20 protein-coding genes are annotated in these 21,947 nt (G+C 41.6%); 10 read left to right on the top strand and 10 right to left on the bottom strand.

Translation table 11 applies throughout. The annotated features are described in order from the left end of the window. Positions 1-32: 32 nt before the first annotated feature. Positions 33-428, top strand: coding sequence for a photosystem II protein Psb27 (gene psb27, locus H6G41_RS02360; RefSeq protein ID WP_190743235.1), 396 nt, complete (start codon positions 33-35; stop codon positions 426-428). 614 nt (positions 429-1,042) lie between these two features. Then, positions 1,043-2,542 (top strand): family 10 glycosylhydrolase, encoded by a 1,500-nt coding sequence (locus tag H6G41_RS02355; RefSeq protein ID WP_190743233.1) that lies wholly within the window; start codon positions 1,043-1,045, stop codon positions 2,540-2,542. A 169-nt stretch (positions 2,543-2,711) separates the two neighbouring features. Here H6G41_RS02355 and H6G41_RS02350 read toward each other — a convergent pair whose 3' ends face one another. Both H6G41_RS02350 and polA read right to left on the bottom strand, forming a co-directional pair. Continuing rightward, positions 2,712-3,680 (bottom strand): alpha/beta fold hydrolase, encoded by a 969-nt coding sequence (locus H6G41_RS02350; protein ID WP_190743230.1) that lies wholly within the window; start codon positions 3,678-3,680, stop codon positions 2,712-2,714. Between the two features lie 178 nt (positions 3,681-3,858). Further along, the gene (gene polA, locus H6G41_RS02345; protein WP_190743228.1) at positions 3,859-6,780 is read right to left on the bottom strand and encodes a DNA polymerase I; all 2,922 of its coding nucleotides are present in this window, start codon (positions 6,778-6,780) and stop codon (positions 3,859-3,861) included. 358 nt (positions 6,781-7,138) lie between these two features. On the opposite strand from polA, the gene H6G41_RS02340 reads away from it, so the two are divergent. Then, entirely contained in the window at positions 7,139-8,014 is an 876-nt protein-coding gene (locus tag H6G41_RS02340; RefSeq protein ID WP_190743226.1) for a Cof-type HAD-IIB family hydrolase, read from the top strand. 246 nt (positions 8,015-8,260) lie between these two features. Here H6G41_RS02340 and H6G41_RS02335 read toward each other — a convergent pair whose 3' ends face one another. Continuing rightward, on the bottom strand, positions 8,261-9,193 hold the full coding sequence (locus H6G41_RS02335) for a DALR anticodon-binding domain-containing protein (protein WP_190743224.1): 933 nt from the start codon (positions 9,191-9,193) through the stop codon (positions 8,261-8,263). A 258-nt stretch (positions 9,194-9,451) separates the two neighbouring features. Between H6G41_RS02335 and H6G41_RS02330 the strand changes: the two genes are divergently transcribed. Next, complete coding sequence (locus tag H6G41_RS02330; protein ID WP_015114387.1) at positions 9,452-10,171, top strand: Crp/Fnr family transcriptional regulator; 720 nt, start codon at positions 9,452-9,454, stop codon at positions 10,169-10,171. Between the two features lie 872 nt (positions 10,172-11,043). On the opposite strand, the gene H6G41_RS02325 is transcribed toward H6G41_RS02330, so the two are convergent. The 4 genes from H6G41_RS02325 to H6G41_RS02315 form a co-directional block, all read right to left on the bottom strand. Then, positions 11,044-12,072 carry a PstS family phosphate ABC transporter substrate-binding protein gene (locus H6G41_RS02325; RefSeq protein ID WP_190743222.1) on the bottom strand — a complete coding sequence of 343 codons (1,029 nt, stop codon included), beginning with the start codon at positions 12,070-12,072 and terminating at the stop codon, positions 11,044-11,046. 199 nt (positions 12,073-12,271) lie between these two features. After that, entirely contained in the window at positions 12,272-13,663 is a 1,392-nt protein-coding gene (locus H6G41_RS02320; RefSeq protein WP_190743221.1) for a serine/threonine-protein kinase, read from the bottom strand. A 562-nt stretch (positions 13,664-14,225) separates the two neighbouring features. Continuing rightward, positions 14,226-14,360: a hypothetical protein gene (locus H6G41_RS35630; RefSeq protein WP_277877999.1), complete on the bottom strand. Its 135-nt coding sequence runs from the start codon at positions 14,358-14,360 to the stop codon at positions 14,226-14,228. A 40-nt stretch (positions 14,361-14,400) separates the two neighbouring features. Further along, positions 14,401-15,414 (bottom strand): LysR family transcriptional regulator, encoded by a 1,014-nt coding sequence (locus tag H6G41_RS02315; RefSeq protein WP_190743219.1) that lies wholly within the window; start codon positions 15,412-15,414, stop codon positions 14,401-14,403. A gap of 216 nt (positions 15,415-15,630) precedes the next feature. On the opposite strand from H6G41_RS02315, the gene H6G41_RS02310 reads away from it, so the two are divergent. From H6G41_RS02310 to H6G41_RS02290, 6 genes are all read left to right on the top strand, one after another. Beyond that, positions 15,631-16,347 carry an NnrU family protein gene (locus tag H6G41_RS02310; protein ID WP_190743217.1) on the top strand — a complete coding sequence of 239 codons (717 nt, stop codon included), beginning with the start codon at positions 15,631-15,633 and terminating at the stop codon, positions 16,345-16,347. Between the two features lie 529 nt (positions 16,348-16,876). After that, the gene (locus H6G41_RS02305; protein ID WP_190743215.1) at positions 16,877-17,257 is read left to right on the top strand and encodes a co-chaperone YbbN; all 381 of its coding nucleotides are present in this window, start codon (positions 16,877-16,879) and stop codon (positions 17,255-17,257) included. A 421-nt stretch (positions 17,258-17,678) separates the two neighbouring features. Beyond that, positions 17,679-19,778: an NAD(P)H-quinone oxidoreductase subunit 5 gene (locus H6G41_RS02300; RefSeq protein ID WP_190743213.1), complete on the top strand. Its 2,100-nt coding sequence runs from the start codon at positions 17,679-17,681 to the stop codon at positions 19,776-19,778. A gap of 189 nt (positions 19,779-19,967) precedes the next feature. Beyond that, positions 19,968-20,519 (top strand): serine/threonine-protein kinase, encoded by a 552-nt coding sequence (locus tag H6G41_RS02295; RefSeq protein WP_190743211.1) that lies wholly within the window; start codon positions 19,968-19,970, stop codon positions 20,517-20,519. After that, the gene (locus tag H6G41_RS36145) at positions 20,498-20,698 is read left to right on the top strand and encodes a DUF4258 domain-containing protein (RefSeq protein ID WP_374939405.1); all 201 of its coding nucleotides are present in this window, start codon (positions 20,498-20,500) and stop codon (positions 20,696-20,698) included. The genes H6G41_RS02295 and H6G41_RS36145 overlap by 22 nt, the downstream gene beginning before the upstream one ends. 70 nt (positions 20,699-20,768) lie before the next feature. Then, entirely contained in the window at positions 20,769-20,921 is a 153-nt protein-coding gene (locus tag H6G41_RS02290; RefSeq protein WP_242037782.1) for a YgiT-type zinc finger protein, read from the top strand. Between the two features lie 55 nt (positions 20,922-20,976). Here H6G41_RS02290 and H6G41_RS02285 read toward each other — a convergent pair whose 3' ends face one another. Genes H6G41_RS02285 through H6G41_RS35625 form a run of 3 tightly spaced genes read right to left on the bottom strand, consistent with a single transcriptional unit; the run spans position 20,977 to position 21,672 of the window. Then, entirely contained in the window at positions 20,977-21,270 is a 294-nt protein-coding gene (locus tag H6G41_RS02285) for a hypothetical protein (protein WP_190743209.1), read from the bottom strand. Further along, positions 21,267-21,497: a hypothetical protein gene (locus H6G41_RS02280; protein ID WP_190743207.1), complete on the bottom strand. Its 231-nt coding sequence runs from the start codon at positions 21,495-21,497 to the stop codon at positions 21,267-21,269. The genes H6G41_RS02285 and H6G41_RS02280 overlap by 4 nt, the downstream gene beginning before the upstream one ends. A gap of 49 nt (positions 21,498-21,546) precedes the next feature. Further along, a complete protein-coding gene (locus H6G41_RS35625; RefSeq protein ID WP_277877997.1) occupies positions 21,547-21,672 on the bottom strand; it encodes a hypothetical protein in 126 nt (41 codons plus the stop codon). Positions 21,673-21,947 lie beyond the last annotated feature (275 nt).

Raw genomic sequence — 21,947 nt, 5'->3', positions numbered from 1 at the left:
CGTTGATTTATGCGTTATTTCAGTAAATGCTTATGAAGCGCTATTGGTCGCGTCTGCTTGCCCTGGTTTTAGTTGTAACCATCGGCTTAATGGGCTGTTCTAGCCCTGATAGTTTGACAGGAGATTATCGCCAAGACACCCTAACGGTAGTCCAAACTTTAAGAAACGTCTTAGAGTTATCAGATGATTCACCAAATAAAGCAGCAGTTCAAGCAGAAGCGCGTCAAAAAATAAATGACTTTTCAGCACGCTATCAAAGAGCTAACTCTGTTTCTGGTCTTAGCTCCTTTACTACCATGCGCACAGCCTTAAATTCCTTAGCAGGACATTACAGTTCTTACCCCAATCGTCCTGTACCACAAAAACTCAAAGATCGTCTAGAACAAGAGTTTAATCAGGTAGAGGCGGCGCTGAGACGCGGTGCTTAACTGTCAATAAAATATAGTCCAACCATTTTGGATTTTAGATTTGCGATTTGAGATTGACTGCACCCAGTTTTACCTTGCACTGGGAGATTTTAGATTTGCAATTTTCGATTTCGCTCCCCTGGGGCGATTGCAAAAAACCAATCCTAAATCCAACATCCAAAATCTGAAAATTGGCACAGTCAAGAGTCTTAATTTAATTAAGACTCTTTGCTACCTTGTTAAGTTTAGTTGATTCAAGTAAATACTTTTTAAATTTTGAGTTTTGATTTACCCTATGACAAATATTATGTCGGATACGATCGTTGACGACAAACAAATAATCAATAATTTGGCAATTACCTGAGTCTGCTTGAAAACTTAACTGAGTGAAAAAATCCGGCAACAGAAATAGGGGTTTGAGAGTCTGAAAAAAATAGGCTTCAAAGCCCCTATTTTCTCAATAAACAATTTGACACGCATCAATCTCAGCTATGTAATTGAAGATTGATGGTCAGACTGCTTGTACAAGAGCTTTTAGCCAAAAAATCTGGACAAGAACAATCAAAGAAAGATTGTCAAATTCCAGCCTGTGCCCAGCTTTTACAGCAAGTCTACTTTTCCTGCTACCTTGAAGTATGTTTAACCTTCCCTTGAACTTTACGAAATCAAAGTCATTTACCCGAAGCCTCTTAGCTGCGATTTTCACTAGTAGTTTATTGACTCCCTATTTGGCAAATCAACCAGCACAGGCGCAAGTGCAACAATATTGTCAGTTATCGCCAAAAGCTGTCAAAGAAAAAGAAAACTTACGTTTGGCAGCACTCAGAGGTAATTCAGAAGCACAAAAGCGTTACCAGCAGATATTAAAACAACATGCACAGGAAATGCAGGCTTGTCGTAATCGCACCTGGCCGCAAAATCAAGCTATTTGGTTGCGTTTGTATCCTTGTGATATCCAGCCGGGGTTACTCGATCACATGATGGATCGGATTGTAAATCTGGGCTACAACCAAGTTTATGTGGAAACCTTTTATGATGGGCGGGTATTATTACCAGCCGCCAGTAACCCGACAGCTTGGCCTTCTGTGATTCGCAATCCAGGTGCAGAGAAGGTAGATTTGCTAGCAACGGCAATTCAAAAAGGGCGACAACGGGGTTTAAAAGTTTACTCGTGGATGTATACGATCAATTTTGGCTATAGCTATGCGTTGCGTCGAGATCGAGAAGGAGCGATCGCGCGTAATGGCAAAGGTCAAACTAGCTTGTATGTTATAGATGTGGGCACTCATGTCTTTATCGACCCCTACAACGAACGGGCAAAGCGTGACTATTACCTCATGGTACAGGAAGTACTGCGCCGTCGCCCCGATGGGATTCTATTTGACTATGTACGCTATCCCAGACAAGCGGGAAGCGATTCTATCGCCACCAAAGTCACTGATTTATGGCTATTTACTGCTGCTACTCAAGAAGCTTTATTTCGACGGGCACAAAATAATAAAGGCTTAGATTTAATTCGCCGCTTTTTAGGTAAAGGATATATTACCCCCGCCGATATCACAGAAGTCGATCAACTTTATCCCCAAGAAGGAGAACCTTTGTGGCAAGGTCGGACTGTACCCTCAGCGCAAAAAGCCCTCATCAATCCAGCGCAAAGACAACCGCTTTTACAATGGGATTTGTGGCAACTCGCTGTTGCTCATGCCATGCAAGGTATCTTAGATTTTGTCGCCTTAGCAACTCATCCAGCCCAACAATTAAAAATTCCCGCAGGCGTGGTATTTTTCCCGGAAGGTAACCAAAGTGTCGGACAAGGCTATGATTCCCGATTACAGCCTTGGGATAGGTTTCCTAATTCCTTACAATGGCATCCGATGGCTTATGCAACTTGTGGTGATGTCAGTTGTATTGTGCCGCAAATACAACGGGTTTTGAACATGGCGAAACCTGGTACAGAGGTAATTCCTGCCTTAGCTGGTAAATGGGGTGGTTCCATTAGCAATCGTCCGTCCTTAGAAGCCCAAATGCAAGCACTCCGCCAATTTGCCCCTTACATCAAAGGGGTGAGCCATTTTGCTTATTCTTGGCAATATCCTGACCATGATAGCGATCGCAAATTATGCCGCGCTCAGTGATTTAAAATACCACTTTTTATACCAATTCAAATAATCTTGGCGACACATCAAGATATTCTAGAGGGCATGGCAGTGCCAATGCCCCTACAATCTGGCGCATTCTGTTTTCCAATTGGTATGAGATTTTGTACTCTGTTGGGCTGGATATACTCAGTTCAACAGCAAGTTCTCAATTACGCCAATCCCCTAATTGCGTAGCCAGAAAATAGCGTACATGGTCAACAAATGTAGCCCCCCACTGTCTAGTTCCATGTCCCATCCCCGGAACGACATAACAAGCACCATCAGGAAATTTTTGGGCACAAGCACGGGTATCTTTAATTCTGACAATGGGATCGTTAGCACCTACTAAAAAGCGTACTCGACGCGGTAACTGCACTTGCTCAACATAATTCATGGGATTGCAGTCCCAAGCATATTCATCGTGATATTTCAGATTTTTGGCTAACTGTAAAAGCTTGACTACAGGTTGTAAATCCGGCTGTACTCTTTGTAACACTGCTGTTGCTAATCCACCTAGAGGTGAAGCTGCTAAATCTGGTAACAAGCCATAACCCCAACTATTAGCAAAGGACTGGAGGTCAGCATGACCAATCGTTCCCAGCAACCTTTCTCCCAAACCTTGAGCGGTAAAAGCGTAACCAGATAGCAAAACACCCATACTCACGCCAAATAAAGCCAGTTTGGAATTACTCAACCCATAGCGATCGCTACAAAATTTACTAATGCTATCAATATTACTGGCTGTATTACGGAATATACTTAAAAGCAATGCCGTATCAAAGGCAATACCTTGGTTAATTAATGGCTGAATCTCATTCTGTACAACAGCCGTAAAGGTACGTACTAAACTGCGTTCTCCCGCCAAAGGCGTATCAAATAAAGCAACTGCAATACCCATTTGTATCAGTGTTGGCACAATAAAAGCATTCCAGCCATAAGGCGCACTCATCCCTTGTAAACCAATAACTAACGGTGTTTCCCTTGCAGGTCGATGTGGTAAAAAGACAGCTACAGGAAAGCCGCTTAACCGTTCGTCAATCTCCTTTATACCAGTATAAGGATAAGACTGATAGAACCAATAGCGATCGCCATTCACACCATCAAAATTAATTGTATCTGGCCCGTAAATTCGCATATTCTCAATGGCAGAGTGTTGATGGTTAACTGTTGATGGTTATGTTTCTTCCTTCGTGTCCTTCGCGTCTACCCTGCGGGAACGACTTCGTCGAATGCGGTTCGTTTTTTACTCCTCGTAATTAATGCGATGAAACACTAGAAGGGTATTGATTAAGGAAGTGAGTTGTTCCCTATCATCACTTTGTTTCCATCCAATTATCACCTGCGCGAACATCAACTAATAACGGGACAGATAATTCAACTGCATTTTCCATCACCGACTTAATTTGTGGTTGCAATTCTTCCCATTCTGACGGGGGAACTTCAAACACTAATTCATCGTGAACTTGTAATAATAACCGCGCCTGATATTTACTCAAAACATCATGCAATCTCACCATTGCAATTTTGATAATATCTGCACTAGAACCTTGAATTGGTGCATTCGCAGCCGAACGCAGTAAACCAGCATCGTAAGGGCCTAGATTTTTTAATTTACTCAAATCAATGTCTTCTGGATTGCTACCTTTTAATTGACGTAAACTATTACTAGTAAACTCAAAATACCGCCGACGACCGAGAATTGTTTCTACATAACCTTTGGTGATCGCTTCTTTTTTTACTCGCTCTAAATATGTAAATACTTGTGCGTAACGTTCGTTAAATCGCTTGATAAATTCATTGGCAATATTTTTATCAACCCCAGTAGAACGGGCAAATTTTAGCGAACCCATACCATAAATTACGCCAAAATTAATAGTTTTGGCTAATCTTCTTTCATCTGCTGTGACATCTTCTTTTTCAAATACTAACTTTGCTGTCACAGTATGAATATCTTCATTTTGCTGATAGGCTTGCACTAAAACGGGTTCTTGGCTTAAATGCGCTAAAATTCTTAACTCAATTTGTGAGTAATCAGCAGCTACCATTAAAAAGCCTGATTCTGGTAAAAATGCTTTGCGAATTTGACGACTAAAAGCTGTCCGAATGGGAATATTTTGTAAATTGGGATTAGAAGAAGATAACCTTCCAGTTGATGTTGCTGCTTGGTTAAAATCTGTATGTACTCTCTGCGTATCGGGACGTACTAATGCTGGTAATGCATCTACATAAGTAGACTTTAATTTAGATAAAGTCCGGTATTCAATGATGGCATCAACAAAACCAGTTTGGTCAATTTCTTGCAGTTTCTCTAATGTCGCTGCGTCTGTAGAATAACCTGTTTGAATTTTCCGCGAATACTTAGTACTTAACCCCAATTTTTCAAACAAAATCTGACTTAATTGCTTAGGAGAACCCAATTTGAATTTTTCGCCAGCGATTTCTGTGGCTTTTTCTTCCAACTTAGCTAAATCAATTTCTAATTGCTGTGAAAGTTCTTTTAAGTAATCAGAATTAATTCGCACACCTGTATATTCCATTTCCGCTAAAACTGCTTCTAGCGGTTGTTCTACATCTATAAATAGCTGATATAACTCGGTAAATTTTTCTAATTCTTCACGCAGTTTTGCTACTAAGCCAAATGTAGAATAAACATCCATACCGCAGTAATCAGCTACTGTAGGAATGTCTAAATCAGCAATCGTTTTACCTTTAGGAACTAAATCTACATAACTTTTAGCTGTTAAACCCAAATATTTCTGAGCTAAATCGCTTAAATTGTGGCTAGCATCTGGATTTAATAAATAACTGGCTAGCATGGTATCAAATACCACTCCTGCCAATTTTATGCCTTGACACCGCAGAACTAAACGGTCAAATTTGGCATTTTGCAAAGATTTGGGATAATCGGTACTTTCTAAAATCGGACGTAATGCTGTTAATACCAAATCTAATTCTAGATTTTTCGCATTTTTGTGCCCAAGGGGAATATAAGCCATTTCATCGGTTTTTGTCCCCCAACAGCAACCAATTCCTACTAAAGCTGCGTCTCGTGGTTCTAAATCTGTCGTTTCCGTATCCCAAGCAACGGGTATCTCTGGATTAGTAAATTTTTGTAATAATTTGACTAACTTTGTCAGTTTCGCTTCACTATCAATAATTTGTGGTTGAATTGCAGAAGCTGGCTTTTGTTGTGCTGCGGCGGTATCATCTGCACTAAAAAACCACAAATCTGGATCGTTATCGTCAATATTGGGTTGTGCTGTGGTAGTTTCGGGAACTTCTGCAACTTCTCCGCCAAATTTAAGTTGAAGTTCGTTGATTTGCTTGAGAAAGCGATTAAATTCTAATTTTTCTAAAATTGGTACGAGTAAATCTCTATCGAAACCTTTTAACTTACAATCTTCTAAATTTACTTCTAAAGCAACATCAGTAACGATTTTTGCTAAATATTGCGACTTTTTAGCATCTTCTTCCCCTTCTACCAGTTTTTTCTGAGTTGCGCCTTTAATTTCATCTATTTTTGCATAAATATTCTCTAACGAACCGTAGTTATTAAGTAACTGAACTGCGGTTTTTTCCCCAATACCCTTGACACCAGGAATATTATCTGATTTATCGCCACAAAGAGCTTTAAAATCAACAATTTGTTCTGGTAACACACCCAGCTTTTGTTGCACTTGTTCCGGGCCGAATTCGCTGATACCATTTGTCGATCGCTTCCAGGCATCAGGTGTAAAATTAAGCACAGTGATTTGCTTTTCCAGGTCGATCAGTTGAAACAAATCGCGATCGCCTGTGAGAATTTTCACTTTATACCCATCGGTAGTTGCAAGCTGTGCTAAAGTACCCAATACATCATCAGCTTCAAAACCAGGAGCCGTAAAAATCGGTAAATTGAACCCTGCAAGTAGTTCGTGTAAATTTTTTAAATCTGGAACAAAATCTTCTGGCGTACCAGGGCGATCGGCTTTATAGGTATCATCCGCTTCATGGCGGAAAGTAGGTAAGCCCAAATCAAAAGCTATAGCCATTGCTTGAGGTTGTTCGGTAGTCATCACCTCCAGCAGACACTTAATGAAGCCAAAACACACACTGGTAGGAATCCCCGTTTTTGTCCGTAATCCCCCATCTCGCCCCTTAATAAAAGCAAAATAAGAACGGAACGCCAAAGAATGTCCATCTACGAGGATGAAGGTAGGGCGTGTTGCGATTGTAGAAGAAGAAATTTGCGACATAGGCTTATTGTAGCTAGAAGCAGAAAATAGGGATTAGGGGCTAGGGACTAGGGGCTAGCGGCGAGAGATTTTTATATTTAGGTGTAAAATTTTTGTGTGATTAACTAAACTTATAGTTCTCTTTCTCTATTAACTTGCGTCTAATTCTCCTCTTCTCTTCTTTCTTGGCGTCTTGGCGTTCTTGGCGGTTCATTTTTTCCAAAATTTATCCCAATTCACGAAATGACTGATAAAAATCGCGTCCTCAGATCCTCTGCTTTTTTCCAGTAAAACCGTATTAGTATAAAACTGCGATCGCTCCCCATTCATCCCTAGAGCCTGTTACCCTCTTACTGGAAGCCAAAAACTTGGGGAATTTATGGATCTAGCAGCTACTACTCATCTACCATCGATGGAAAATCAGGCTCAAGCTTCAGCAGAAATTAAATTACTGGTTTTAGATATCGATGGCACAATTTCCGGTAAATCCAATAAAATCAGTAAACCCGTAAAAAAAGCGATCGCCGCAGCACAAGCAAAAGGAATTCAAATAGCGATCGCTACTGGACGTATGTACCGTTCAGCTTTACGCTTTCATCAAGCAATTGGCTCTACATTACCATTAGCAGCATATCAAGGCGCTTGGATTCAAGACCCAGCCACCGAGAAAATTCATCGCCATTTGACAGTTCCGCGAGAAATCGCATCCCAGCTACTAGATTATTTTGAACAGCCACAACTGCGATCGCTTCTTTCCGTTCACTTTTATATCAACGATCAACTTTACGTGCGAGAGTTAACCCCAGAAACCAAACTCTACGCCAAACGTTCCGGAATTACAGCCATTCCCGTCGGTGATTTACGCCAAGCTTTAGATAATGAACCCACAAAAGTTCTAGCTTTATCTGACGACAGCGAAGTAATTGACAAAATTTTAGGCAATTTACGCCTTCAATACACACCCGCAGAACTTTACCTCACCACCTCTGTTGCTACCTTCTTTGAGGCGACTCACCCCTCTGTCAACAAAGGAACTGCGGTGCGTTACCTCGCAGAAGAATTACTCGGCTTGCAAAGCAATAACGTCATGACTATTGGCGATAACTTCAATGATTTAGAAATGCTAGAATACGCTGGCATTGGTGTAGCTATGGGTAATGCGCCAGCAGATGTCCAGGCTATAGCAAATTGGGTAGCTCCCAACGTTGAAGCCGATGGAGCCGCAGCAGCAATCGAACAATTTTTACTATCTTAAAAAATCAGAAAGGACACCGACGACTGGCCGTGTTTCGTCTCGGTGCCCCTGCTGGTTCGCTCCTCACACACCAGATAATATATAACAAGTGTTCGGTTGAGTCAACACTTGTCATATAAATTTATATTTACTTTCTCAGAAGCTTTACGGACATTGGACATTGGGCATTGGGCATTGGGCATTGAGCATTGATCGTTTGCTATTTCTCCCCCTGCTCCCTGCTCCCTACCTCTACTCTCTAGCCCCTTACAACTCCAAAGGCGCAACAACCCCAAGTTTTTCCTCTAATAACAACCTCAATACAGACTGTGTGACCATCACTAATCCCAGTCTGGCTTGAGCTAATTCCCGTGCAGCGATTTTTACTTTGCCCCAAATGCGGCACTGGCTCCAAAAATTTTCAAAAGCTTGGCTTAAATTCAAAGCGGCTTTTTCCCAGTTCACTGAACTTTTAACATCATCGCAGTGTAAATCATCGACAACTTGCACTAACTCGCCTATGAGTTGACTTTCTGGCGGATGATAGCAGCGCAGTTTTCCATCACTGTTCAGCCAAGGTATGGGGTTAGGAAACAAAATCTGCCAACAAGCGATCGCTGAATTGCTAAGTGCTTGATTTTGCACTTCCCTCAGTTGAATTAATTCCTCGCGGTGAGCTTGTTGCAATAGCGAGCAGCAACGTGCATAGGCGTATTGCGCAGTAAATAAGCGCTGGGAATTTTTAATGTTAAGGTTTGCTGTTTTCCCGCTCCTTCCTGGTCGCTCTAAATTGCCATTTGTAATATTTTGTAACCAAGCTGCTAAGATTGGCTGAGACAATTCTAAATAAATCCAACCAGGGGGAACAATCGCCACCTGAAAAACGTCCCCACAGGTCACCAAGAGGTCGTTAGCGATCGCTTGAGCAATTTCTATCGCTTTATGATTCTGAGATTTTTCTAACCACTGGGCTATCCCAGAAATATATAAAATTTTTTTTTCGTCTCTACCTTTATATAGAGGAAATTTTCTGCCTTTTATGCATACGCTTTTTGGCTGAGAAGTATAAACACTTAGGGATTTTTCGAGTCGGCTGTATACTAACTGCTTAAATGCTGTGTATTTACTCACTAGTACTTGAAAATGCACGTAGTTCTCAATGAAGACAGCCTCATCTCCAAAATGTTGATTCTCTGTCATCTATCTAAAGTTGTAAGTTTCTTCTAGATAAAGAAAAATGAGAGTAGAATAAAATTTGATGAATATTCAATGAATAGAGGGTAAACTTTACTACCATCATTGTACAGTAAGAAGTATAACAAAAGAGTAGGGAGTAAAATGCTTTCTATTCTTTGGATGGCTGGCGCTGTTAGGCGTTAAGCCGAACTCGCCAACACAAAGACACTCCTTGCACCTTTTTTGTCGTCTTTGTCTTCAGCCGAACGCTCTTTGTTACCTATGCAATCTCCATCCTCTTTTTCCGAGGCTTCTCGTCCGTTTTTAACTTGGCAACGCATTCTTGACTGGGCTCAAGAACACTACCGCTGCCGTACCTTCAGCAAAGATGAGCGCATTCCAGCTCGCCCTGGATTGCTATATTTGGTGCAAAGGGGTGCGATCCGCATGGTAGGAACCGCTCAAGTTAGTGCTACTGCCAGTCAGTTAACCTCTCGTCGCATCAACAGAACTCCAGAAGAAGCTTTCTTGGGTTTTGTTGGCGCAGGGCAACCATTTGAAATTGTTGCTCAGTCACCATTCACACTTCAGGCCTACGCTCACGTCGATCAAACTGCGGTGTTGTGGATGTACTGGCACGACTTGGATAACTGGCCTCACTTCCGTCGCGAAGTTATGGACGCTTTTAGATATCAGCACCAACGTAAGTTGTTATGGCTGAGTGCTTTGGGACAACGTCGTACAATTGACCGTTTGTTAGGATTCCTCACTTTGTTGATTGAGGAATATGGCGAGCCGGCAATGAGCGAAACCGATCCCGATGTAATTCGCGGCTATTGTTTGCCCTTCCCCTTAACCCATGCCCAAATTGGTAGCGCGATTGGTTCAACTCGTGTAACTGTCACCCGCTTAATGGGCAAATTACGTCAACGTGGCTTAATCCTGACCCAAGGGGATAATCTCATTTGCTTACCAGCAGAATCGATTAATAGAGCTAGCTAACGTTAAGTTAAGTTCAGATCTGCTATCAATGGCAGGTGTCAGAGAATTTGGACAAACCCAGTTTGGGAAATCAGTTCCTGCTCCTGCTCAGTAAAAAGTCAGTTGGCATCAGCAACCACGGTTTGCTGCTCGGTTTGACCAGTCTGTTTGTCCACCACAAACAGATTGTGTGTAATCGGGTACTTTCCGATAGGGAAGCCTCAATGTTCAATGTTTTTCATTTACTAAGACTTGCAAATGGGAGAGCAATAGTTCTAGGTAAAGATCAACTTGATACCCTTGTATTTACCCCAACAGCAAGGGGAAAATTGAGCATTGAGGAACCACCTCTAGGGCAGAAGCATCACCAATAAAATCGGGAATAACAGCTAAGGGACTTGCAAATAAAAAATATCTAATCGCTGTGTCAGCAGAAAAAGCAATCTCTGAAAACTGAATAGTTTAATTTCTCGAATTCCCTAATTTTTTCAGCCTTGGCTTTTGCTGGAAAGAAATTGTACTGAATAGCCAACAAGTTAACCAACCAAATTTTTTGGGTAAACATTATTGCCGCTAGGTTTTTTATTGAAGCCTGGGGGTTATTTGTTTTTGGGAATCTTTGATGGAGATTCAAAGCAGTCAATCACCACAAAATTCACAACCAGGAGATGAAAAATATTTCTTCTCAGTCAAACTTCAAAGATGAATATCAGCCCTTGTAAGAGGGTAAAATTTTGCTCAAAAATCTGTTTTAATCTCTTTACGCTGTGCCTTTTTAGATCAAATAAATGATTTTTGAACACCTAGAAAGCGTGCAAGGCACAGAGAGAAAAAGATTTGACAGTTCACCTTGAAAGGGCTGGTATCAAACCTAATTACAAATATTTAATTAATTAGCGAATTCTGACAAACCCAGCTTTAGTAATTAATTCCTGACCTTGGTTAGTTAGCAGCCAGTTAGCATAAGCTTCTCCAGCCAGCTGATCGCTTTGTCCATTTTGTTTAATTATTACAAATAACCGCCTAGTAACTGGGTATTCACCCGTTTGGAAGCCAAGTGCATTGATTTGGTTACGCTGTTTTGGGCAGTTTTGCAGGGGAACGAAAGGTTGTTTATAAGGTGGAATTAGTTGATCTGGTTTTCGTCCCAAAGGTAGTGGCTTGACACCACATTGCCCAACTACTTCCGGCGCAGAACTATAGTAAATTCCCCCTGGATTCTTTGCCACTTCTCTTAAAGCCTGAGTTGTTGTTGGAATAAATTTTACCTTGGAGCCAAATTTTTCTCCTTCCAGGATATTTTCAGCAAAAAATTCAATAGTTCCACCTTCCTCTAAACGCCGAGAGTAGGGCGTAATTGCTAAATTAGGGCCCTTTACCTGTTGCCAGTTAGTGATTTTACCTGTGTATATATCTTTAAGCTGTGCCAGAGTTAAACCAGGAATTTGCAGATTGGGGTTAACTGCGATCGCAATTCCGTCAATGCCTACAGGAATTTCTTTCAATGTGAAGCCACGTTGTTGTGCTTTTTGAAACTCATCATCTTTTAAGGAGCGAGATGACTGAGAAAACGCCAGTTGATTATCCAAAAGCATTTTAATTCCCGTACCCGATCCAGGCGCACCAGTAGTGGGATCGGTATAACGTAGTTGAAATTTAGGCCACAACTTTTGCATTTCTGGCTCTATTTGTTTGCGAATTGGGGCCCAAGTAGTGCTACCCCCATAACTATACAATCCTGAGGGAAGATTAACTTTATGGGTATATGTATCTTGTGGTGGACGGGATTGATTAGTTGTCAAATTATCGATCACACCAGAATTATTGGCTAACCACCAGAAGACACTACCAACCAATCCTAGCGTGATCGCCAAAGTTAAAACCAAAACCCCAGTTTCATTAGTTTCGTTTTTTGGCGACATAATTATTATTTTGATTGTTACTTATCAACGCCAACAATTTTCTATTGTGCGTGTTGTTAGGTTAAGAATGGGTAAAATTCAGTTTACGCAGCGATCGGTAATTAATTTTTTAATTACTGATTTCTCTGTAGATGCCCCTGTTAAAAGTTTCTTAAATTTTACTAAAAACCAAAATTATTATTTGTTACAGCGAACAAGCTTAAAGAATTAAAGAAAGTAATTTATAGATCAGACGAAATAGTGCAGTGAGTGAAATACTTACTAAAGTAGATACAAATGCTAATATCAATATTTGTTGAATGCCCAGTTGTGCGCGCAAGAGTGGGATAAAAGAAATAATAGCAAAAGAAATAGCTGGAATGATTAATAAATCTAACTTTTCAATCCACCTTCTTGTTTGAGCAAAAATCAGTATTCCCAAAATTCCAAATGAAATACTTAGAGTAATGATGGGGTGACGTATCAAACTAAAACAAGCAATCCCAATTAACGCCCCTTCAAAACCACTAAAGGCTGCTCCTCCTAACAATTCCCATGTAGAAAAAGCTGGTATAGCGGTTGGTGATTGTGAAGCGACGCGGATAGAACCTTTTGAAGCGTTGAGGAATGTGGGTTTAATTTGTGTAGGTACTATCAAGTGTGGTTGATCTAATCCTGCTAATGCATCTAGCACCTCTTGAGATGATGCAAAGCGTTGATTGGCAGCAGGCAGGAGCATTTTGTCTAAAATATCAGCTAAGTGAGGATTAATATTAACTTGTGTGCGCCATTTCCACTGGTTACTGTAGCCATCAAACAACTTAGTTGCTTCTTGACCAGTTAGCAAAGCGATCGCAGTTACAGCTAAGGCGTATAAATCTGTAGATGGAAATACCTGATTGCCTGCTACCTGCTCTGGTGGTGCATAGCCTATAGAATAAATACCTGTAGAAGAAATTGCCGGGGAATTAGTTACTTGCTTCACTGCACCAAAATCTAGCAAAAAAATTTTGCCATCACGACGGCGCATGATATTAGAAGGTTTGATATCTCTGTGAATAATGCCGCGATTGTGAACAAATTTGAGGACTTTGAGTATTTCTTGCAGTACTTCTAAAATTTCTGCTTCCGAAAACCTACTCTTGGTAATTAATTCTTCTTCCAGATTTTGTCCATTAATATATTCCTGGACTAAGTAAAAAAACTGGTCTTGCTGTCCTGGTTGCAAGCTGGGAACTGCGATCGGAAAGAACGCGAACAAGTCGGGAATTTGTTCGTGTTCGTTACCGATTTCTGCGAGGACTTCTGCTTCTCTTTCAAATAGTTGTTGGGCTACTTGTAGTTGATGAGAGCCTAAGTTACCTGTAGGTTGAAACTGCTTAACTACGCATTGGCGCATTCCGGGAATTCGGCGATCGCGGGCTAAAAATGCGGCTCCAAACCCTCCCCTACCTAATAGCCTGATGGGAACATAGCGCCCATCTAGCATTAATGGCATTCCACAGGTAGTGCAGTATTTTTGCTGAGCTGTTTTTAGGGTTGTGTTATCATCTAAATCCGCAAAATAGTTTTGTGGACGGGGACAGCGTGGACGAGTGCAGTAAACTTCCATTTTAGTTATTCGTCAAGAGTCCATAGTCAAAAGTCCATAGTCAGTAGTCCATCGTACAGCGTGGTGTAAATAAATAATCTACCCTGGTATTTTTTTGGAACAGCCAATATTCAACAGCCTGATTAAAACGATATTAGCTGCTGTGTGTAGCCAAACGAGATGGAAGGCTAGAATGCACAGGTAGCGGCAGTAAAGCGTTGACAAGCAAATAAACCCATGAAGGTGCGATACCTACTTGGGAATACCACGCCGCAGTTATAGTTTGTTTAACTAATGACACATGACCTTTGGGCTAGCTAGTTGCTCATGGGAAGCATACGCCACTTGCTGATTGGCAAGGGACTAAACCTAGTAGCTACTCTGAGGAAACCCTCTTCTGGTGCAAAAAAACTAACACCAAAGAGGAAACGATAACCCCTATGTTGAACAGCAATTGCGACAAGTTGGGGAACCCTGTCGGCAGTTACTCATGGGGGAAATTATGCTACTTGCTACCCTGCGGGAAGCCACCCTTCGGGTGTCTACAAGCCAAAAAACCCGACGCCAGTTGCTACAACGGAGGTTACCTCACGCCAGTTCGCTCAAGTCGGGAAACCATGTGCGGTAGTTCTTCCTGGGGAAAACCCCCAAGACCGGACTGCTTAACTACGCGACTGGCTTTGTAACGCAGTGGCTCCCCAAAACTGCACTGCCTCATTTTACTAGCCTCCTAATGACTAATAACTATTTACTAAAAGTCAGTCTTCGTCAGCGATCGCAGGTGTCACTATCTCCAATGTATTCAGCATTAAATTTTTTTGCGACAATTTTAATACATTATGGTTCCATCCTGGAGTGGCAAACTGGGGCAAAATTTCTTGGCTAAAAGCCTCTGCTGCTTTGGAGCGATAGCGATTAGGATTAAAAATCAGCCACAGCGTGCGCTTGACAACGACGCCTTCAATGGGAGCACAATGCAATACGCCCATTTGCAACTCTTTAGCGATCGCGGATGTGGAAACAAAAGCCGCCCCTAAACCAGATTGCACGGCATTCTTAATTGCTTCTATGGAATTTAATTCCATTTCAACTTTAAAACGCCGGGTATCGATTTCACAGCGGGCTAGTACTTGATCTATGACTTTGCGGATAGTTGATTGCGAATCTAAAGTGATGAATTGGAGTTTATAAAGGTCTTCTTTTTGGATAGTTTCAAGTTTACTAAAGGGATGAAAGACAGGTAGAATCAGCACCAGCTCATCTTCCGCGTAGGGAATAATTTCTAAAGATTCTGCTAATTCACCGGGAATTTCGCCGCCAATGATCGCTAAATCTACTTGTCCGTTGGCAACACTCCAAGCTGTCCGGCGAGTCGAATGGACATGTAATTGTACTGCGACATCGGGATATTTTTGGCGAAACATGCCGATCATTCTTGGGAGTAGATAAGTGCCAGTGGTTTGGGAAGCACCGACAATCAAAGTACCGCCTTGGAGATTTTGTAAATCTTCGATCGCGCGACAAGTTTCTTGACAGAGACTGAGAATTTTTTCCCCATAACTCAGCAGTAGGTGTCCGGCTTCGGTTAATTGGGCACGGCGTCCTCCACGGTCAAATAATGGGACATCGAGCTGCCGTTCTAAGTTTTGCACTTGTAAACTGACAGCAGGCTGGGATACGTAAAGACTATCAGCGGCGCGCTTGAAGCTCCCTTCTACAGCGATCGCTTTGAGAATACGTAACTGATCTAAAGTGAAAGGAAGGTCAGACATAGGCTAAACCCACAAACAAGAAAGGAGCGGCTTTGACAAGAAATCAGCATTTCACACCCAGGTTTCTCGGTATGATTAATCGCATCTTAAACTTGGAAGCTTGACTCGGAAAAGACAGTAGCACAACATCTTGACTAAAGTCCCCGTTTAAATACTTTGTGGTATTGGTTGTACTGTACTAAGTTTTCTTTAATTTACTTCACTTACGTATAAGTTATGATGCTGATTTCTTGGTTAACCCCCAGTCATTTTGTCATATTGGGGCTACAGTTAGTTTTTGCGATCGCTCACAGCGGGGGCGCAGCGCTCCGTCCTTGGGCAGAAAAACGAATTGGGCCAAGGCTTTACCGAATTTTATTTGCCTTAGTCAGCCTGCCCTTGGCTGTAATATTAATTATTTACTTTTTTAATCACCGTTATGATGGTTTGCAACTTTGGCAGGTGCAGGATGTAGTCGGTATCCAGATTTTAGTTTGGGTGCTGTCAGCGATTTCTTTTTTATTTTTGTATCCTGCCACCTTCAATCTACTAGAGATTGCGGCGATTCAAAAGCCCCAGGTTCATCTTTACGAAACTGGCATTATTCGCATTACCCGTCATCCGCAAATGGTAGGGCAGATCATTTGGTGTGTTGCCCATACTCTCTGGTTGGGTACGACCTTTACCCTAGTGACCTCAATTGGCTTAGTATTGCATCATTTGTTTGGTGTTTGGCACGGGGATCGTCGCCTAAGTCAACGTTATGGTGAAGCTTTTGCAAGTGTGAAACAGCGAACTTCTATTATTCCCTTCGCGGCAATTATTGACGGTCGTCAATCTCTGAAGTGGTCAGAATTTCTTCGTCCTGCTTATTTAGGAGTTGCGATTTTTGTGTGTTTACTTTGGTGGTCGCACCCCCTGTTATTATCCGCAACTAGTAAGTTAACATGGTAGTTTTAGGCGATCCCCGCTATCAACAGATACTACTCAAATTGATGAAAATTACAACTTATCAATTGTTACCAAATCAATGTAGGATAAATTCAAATAGCTACCAGTGGGGGTGCATGTAGTCAGTTTGAGATTCTATGTTATTACTCACTGCTCAATCATTTTCGCTAGGGATTAAACCTCTTCACGTCAATTATGACAGGAAGATTTTATCCAGGGTCAATAGTCAGAGTTCGTGGCAAATAATCTGCAAGCGCCTGTTTTCAGGCTGAAATAGAAATAAAGCCGCAAAACTACCGACAGATGACTAGCTTAGCTTGCATACCTCAGTAGCAGTGACTACCAACAATTAAGCATTTCCAAAAGCCAAAGCGATATTTACGGTGGCTTTTTTATCAGCGCCGCAATCAACGCGATCAATTTTTGTCTAAACTATTTGTGCCCACAGAGCGTCTATCGACAGTTAATGGCTTGCCAATATCACTTGTCGATAGTTAGTTTGATATAAAAACCCTATAAATTTAGAGGCGTCATGGTGTTGTCGGTTAGTGAGCGGACATTTACTCAAGAAGTTTTAGAATCTCCTATTCCGGTTTTAGTGAATTTTGAAGCACCTTGGTGTGGTTTGTGCCGCATTATCCACCCTTTGTTGTTGCAATTTCAGACTCAATGTGGTGACCAAATTAAATTAGTCGGAGTTAACGCTGACCAAAATTTTAAATTGTCTACGACATATCGCCTGAAGTCATTACCAACTTTACTGTTAATTGAAAATGGCACCATTCAATATCGTCTTGAGGGTTTTCGTGGCAGAGACGACTTACGTCTGGCTTTAGAAGAGATAAAACTTAACTACAACAAGCGTTACTCCCCCTACAGTAGCGCTAAAACAGTGGATGTAGGACGTAGATAACATAAAAAAGGTCGAAAGTCAATACACAAAATTAAGTATTAGAACTCTTGACCATTGATAATTAACTATCAATTTAGTAAAGCAAATCTAAAACCAACCTTAACACCCCACCTAAAGACTTCCTGGTGGGGTATTTTATGCTAGAGGGATTGTGTCACAATTATTAACAGTTCGACATAGACAGTTGCTTGAGGACGGATAATTGACTGCAATGGAGATTGCTTTAAAGTGAAGATGCGAAGATCGCAGTCGCCTATGACCTAGAACCGCGATTTTTTGCGGCTTCTCCCAAGGAAATCAAGACTGGCGACCCAATCCACAAAAGCAGTGCCTACACACTTGTCTCTCTGTCCCAGTCTGCTGAAGACCTTTGGCAGCGCTGTTCTAACTTAGTCAAGAATCCTAAAAGTAAGCGTCAGTGATGGAAGTAATCTATCAATATGCCTGGCTGATTCCTGTATTGCCTTTGTTTGGGGCAATGCTGGTCGGTCTAGGGTTAATTTCGATAAATCAGGTGACAAACCGCCTACGACAGCTGAACGCTGCGGTAATTATCTCCCTAATGGGAGCAGCGATGGGGCTGTCGATTACCTTGCTGTGGAGCCAAATTCAAGGACATCCCACCTATGTCCGCACCCTAGAATGGGCAGCAGCAGGGAATTTTCATCTGAGTATGGGCTATACAATCGACCACCTCACAGCCGTGATGCTGGTGATTGTGACCACAGTAGCTTTCTTAGTCATGGTCTACACCGATGGCTACATGTCCCATGATCCGGGCTACGTCAGGTTTTATGCCTATCTCAGTTTGTTTGGTTCCTCAATGTTGGGTCTGGTAGTCAGTTCCAACCTCGTGCAAGTTTACGTATTTTGGGAATTGGTAGGGATGTGCTCCTACTTGCTGGTCGGTTTTTGGTACGATCGCAAGTCAGCAGCAGACGCAGCCCAAAAAGCATTTGTCACCAACCGTGTAGGGGACTTCGGTCTCCTACTTGGCATTTTGGGGCTATTTTGGGCAACAGGCAGCTTTGATTTTGGTGTAATGGGCGATCGCCTGGGCGAACTTGTACAATCAGGTTCAATCAGCAATTTCCTCGCTGTCCTGTTGGCGATTTTAGTTTTCCTCGGCCCAGTAGCCAAGTCAGCTCAATTTCCGCTCCATGTCTGGCTACCGGATGCGATGGAAGGCCCTACCCCGATTTCCGCCTTAATCCACGCCGCCACAATGGTTGCCGCCGGGGTGTTCCTCATTGCCCGGATGTACCCCGTTTTTGAACACGTTCCCGCCGCCATGAACGTAATTGCCTTTACGGGTGCATTTACGGCGTTTTTGGGAGCATCAATTGCTATTACCCAAAATGACATCAAAAAAGGCTTAGCTTACTCCACCATTTCCCAATTAGGTTACATGGTGATGGCAATGGGAGTAGGTTCCTATAGTGCTGGATTATTCCACCTGATGACCCACGCCTATTTTAAGGCGATGCTGTTCTTGGGTTCTGGTTCGGTGATTCACGGTATGGAAGGCGTTGTCGGTCACGACCCCGCATTAGCCCAGGATATGCGCCTCATGGGCGGATTGCGCAAGTATATGCCAGTCACCGGGATTACCTTCTTGATTGGTTGCTTGGCAATTTCTGGTGTGCCACCGTTCGCTGGTTTCTGGTCAAAAGATGAAATTCTTGGCAAGGCCTTTGAAGCTAACCCATTTTTGTGGTTGATTGGCTGGCTAACTGCCGGGATTACCGCTTTCTATATGTTTAGAATGTATTTCATGACATTTGAAGGCAAATTCCGGGGTACTGACGAGAAAATCAAAGCCAAGCTCAAGAAAGCATCGACAATTATCCTGGAATTAGAATCAGGAGAACCAGCCCCGACTTTTGGGCCTGGGGCGATGAAGAAAGGCGAATTAGCAGCCACAGGCGATCATCATGGTTCCCATGACTCTCATGGACATCACAGTGATACTCCCCATGAGTCACCTTGGACAATGACCCTACCTTTGGCAGTTTTAGCTGTGCCTTCAATTTTGATTGGTTTAGTAGGCACACCATACGCCAACTACTTTGAGCAATTCATCTTCCCACCGACAGAAACCTTGAGTGAAGTACTGGAAAAAGCCGCCGAGTTTAATCCGACGGAATTTTACATTATGGCAGGGGCTTCTGTAGGCATTTCCTTGATTGGGATTACCTTGGCTTCCTTGATGTATTTGCGGGGTAAAATTGACCCAAGTGCGATCGCATCCAAAATCAAACCACTTTATGAGCTTTCCCTCAACAAGTGGTACTTTGATGACATTTACCATCGCGTCTTTGTCGTCGGCTTGCGTCGCCTAGCTAGACAAGTCATGGAAGTTGATTTCCGGGTCGTTGATGGTGCTGTTAACCTCACCGGCTTTTTCACCCTTGTGAGTGGTGAAGGATTGAAATATCTTGAAAATGGTCGCGCTCAATTTTATGCCTTGATTATCTTTGGGGCAGTTTTGGGTTTAGTGATTTTCTTTGGTATTACCTAATTTTCATAGGGGTGGGCGGGCTGTCCGCCCCTACATTATTTTTTATCTCACGCAGAGGCGCAGAGTCGCAGAGAGTAATTGAGAGTTGTATCTGAAAAGATGACAAGATTTTTTAATACAAGCCATATACGTTTATTTGATCTAAAATTGCCATGTAATGTATAAAAATATTTATTATTACATCTACGTATGTGGATACCCAATCAATCTATCAGTGATGGTAAATATATTATTCAAGATGTGTTGGGTGAAGGTGGTTTTGGTATTACCTATAGTGCGATAGAAACAAGCACTGGGGAGTTAGTCGCTATGAAAACCCTTAACGGGAAGCGACAAAGGGCTAAAGATTTTCCTAAGCAACAGGAAAGATTTGTTAATGAGGCTTTTAATCTCCGCGCTTTTTCTCATCCCCATGTTGTCAAAGTCCATAAAATGATTCAGGAAGATGGGCTGTGGGGAATGGTGATGGAGTTTATTGATGGTACAGATTTGAATGATTATGTTGATGAATATGGGCAATTATCAGAAGATGATGCGCTGTTGTTTATTGACCAAATCGGACAGGCTTTAGAATATATTCACCAACAATACGGGATGATTCATCGGGATATTAAACCCCATAATATTGTTTTACGTCGCGGTAAAAAGGAAACTACAGTACACAACGTGTTAAATTTAACTCAAATTATTCTGCTTAATTCTTTGTTACATAGTTGTAAATTTTCACCACGGCTTACTTAGAAGAAAATCCTGATTATACACCCTACCCCAGTTATCTAATATTAGATTTTATAGAAGGTAAACCGATTCATGTTGTATTTTCCTACGACGAAGCTACAGATACAGGATATGTAGTAATAGCTTATATTCCTGATGCTAATATTTGGTTAGATGGTTTTAAAACTAGGAGAAAAAGATGATGAAATGCGTAATTTTTCATCATGGAGAAAATAAACCTGGTTTAGTAACTGTGACATTAGAAAGAGATGAATGTATTATTGTCTTAAAAAAGTTCCAGCAGAAATTTGTGATAACTGTGGTGAATATTATTTAAGTGATGCAGTTACCGAACAGGTTTTACAAAAAGCAGAGTCAGCTATTAATAATGGAGCAGAATTAGAAATTATTAGATATGCAGCTTAGTTTTCTTATTGGCGTTTCTGCTTTAGCGATGTGTTATTCAAAATATGAAATTTTATTATAAGTGGTAAATCAAATAGCGATCGTGTTGTGAAAAAAAGCTTTCATAATCGTCATGGCTACCTATCCAGAACCATGTAACTGTGTCACCCTCCAAAACCCCAATTGCTCGATAATTGCGAGTTATTCTGACAGACCAAATATTCTCCTCGTTATTTATACATTTGAAATGCAAAGACGGATGAAAAGGATTTTCTCTCCATAGCTGATAAGCTTTTCTTGCACTCTGTCTAACTTGCTTTTCAAGAGACTGATATTTATCCCAAAAAGAAGGAAGAGTTGCAGACTTCATAAATTTTCATAGTTCATTGGTTTTGCAAGTCCTTCTGCAATCTCTCTTTTAGCAGATTGGGCAGATGTAATTAGTTGTTGTTGAGTTTTCTTAAATGATTTATTCCATTTCAATTCATCTTGCAAATCTTCCAGGTACTCTCGGAGATGTTCTACAACTCTTTCTTGCACATCTTCAGATAAAGATTCCATCATCTTAATAACAGTAGCGATCGCTGGAGATGACATAATCGAATTTCCCTTATCAACTTTCCTTGTCTATTTTACTAAAAAAAACTCAATCAAATCGCTTACTATAGTCCCAAAGCTCTGAAACTGGGAAAGTTTCTCCTAATGCTACTTGTCGCACTGACTCTTGCAAATCGGCTAATATTTGCGCTTTTGGCTCTTGTTCCTCAATCAAAGCTAAACCACTGACGTTATCAGAATTTATGGAACTTATTCAGATGTTGCCAAAGTTCTAGAGGAACGAGTACATCTGTTGTTTCTCCATCTAAGTTGGTGACATAACGAATCTGACTTTTAATTTGTTCGATTATCATAAGACCTGTTGGGATACAGCAAACTCAGTCACGCGATCGCTAGAATTATAGTTTAGCGGCTTTTTTAGGGTAAATTTTTGACTTGATGGGGAGTATCCTAACCCACATTCCGCACCCCCAACTGTCAAAAAAGACT

The sequence above is a fragment of the Tolypothrix sp. FACHB-123 genome (assembly GCF_014697075.1).
Taxonomy (GTDB): Bacteria; Cyanobacteriota; Cyanobacteriia; order Cyanobacteriales; family Nostocaceae; genus Aulosira.
This window is presented reverse-complemented; position numbering and strand designations above follow the sequence as displayed.